1 protein-coding gene is annotated in these 1,179 nt (G+C 76.1%); it reads left to right on the top strand.

The features are described 5' to 3' along the window. On the top strand, positions 1-1,179 hold a 1,179-nt coding region (locus tag PLL68_RS15490; protein ID WP_324535629.1), incomplete at both ends, for an ATP-binding cassette domain-containing protein.

Raw genomic sequence — 1,179 nt, 5'->3', positions numbered from 1 at the left:
AGCGGCTCGTCGTCCTGTCCGACGACGGTCGGGTCGTCGCGGACGGCCCGGTGCGCGCCACCTTGGAGGCCGAGCGGGAGCGGTTGCTCGCGATGGGCGTGTGGGTGCCGGGGGAGGGCCCGCCCGAGCCGGTGGCCGTCGACCCCGCGCTCGTCACACCGCGGACCGCTCGCACCGCCCCGGCCCTCATGGCCGCCCCACTCGTCGTCGAGCGCACCACGCGCCTGCTCGACGGCGGCCGTCGCACCCGTCGCGCCGCCGAGCTGACTGCTGGGCTGGAGGCGGCCCCCGGCAGTCTCACGGCCCTCGTCGGGCCGAGCGGCTCGGGCAAGTCGACGGTGCTGCACGCCCTCGCCGGGTTCCTCACCCCCACGACACCGGATGCCGTGCGCGTCACCCCGCCGGATGCCGGCCCGCCCACCTCTCCCGGTGAACTGGACGCGCCCGACCTGGCGCGAACGGTTGCCTGGGTGCCGCAGTGGTCGAGCTCGACGATCGTCGCGGGGACGGTGCTCGACGAGGTGCTGGCCACCTCCCGAGCCCTGCGTGAGGGTAGGAGCCACAACGTCGAGATCGGCACCGACCGGGCGCAGGCCCTGCTGGCAGCCCTGGGGCTGGAGCACCTCGAACGGGCTGATCCGCGCCACCTGTCCGGCGGGGAGCAGCGCCGCCTGGCCGTCGCGGCCGCGCTGCACCACGGGCCTGCTGTTCTCCTGGCCGACGAGCCGACCGTCGGGCAGGACCGCCGGACGTGGGCCGCGCTCGTGGGGCTCGTCGCGGCCTACCGTGCCGCCGGTGGGGCGGTCGTGGCCGCCACGCACGACGCCCACGTCGTCGACCGGGCCACGGTCGTCCATCACCTGTCGCCGCCTTCCCAGGCGCCCGAGGTGCCCTCACCCGGAATCCCCCTCGTCGCCCGCTGCGGGCCGCTCGCATTGCTCGGTGGCGCGCTGCTCGCCGTGCCGGCAGGGGTGTTGTCGCCGCACTGGTCGGTCAGCCTCGTGGTGCTCGCGACCCAGTTGGTGCTGGCGGTCGTGGGGCTGTGGGCTCCTGGCCCCGGGGCTCTGGCACGGGTGCGGGGTACGGCGCTGCGGATGCTGCCGGGGCTCGTCGCGGCCCTGTCGGTCGGGTGGTCGACGTGGTTCCTCGCAGGTCGCGACCTCGACCCCGCCCTCACCG

This window comes from Ornithinibacter sp. (genome assembly GCF_035443565.1).
In the GTDB taxonomy this organism is placed as follows: domain Bacteria; phylum Actinomycetota; class Actinomycetes; order Actinomycetales; family Dermatophilaceae; genus Fodinibacter.
The sequence above is the reverse complement of the archived record's forward strand: the minus strand, read 5'-3'. Positions and strand labels throughout refer to the sequence as shown.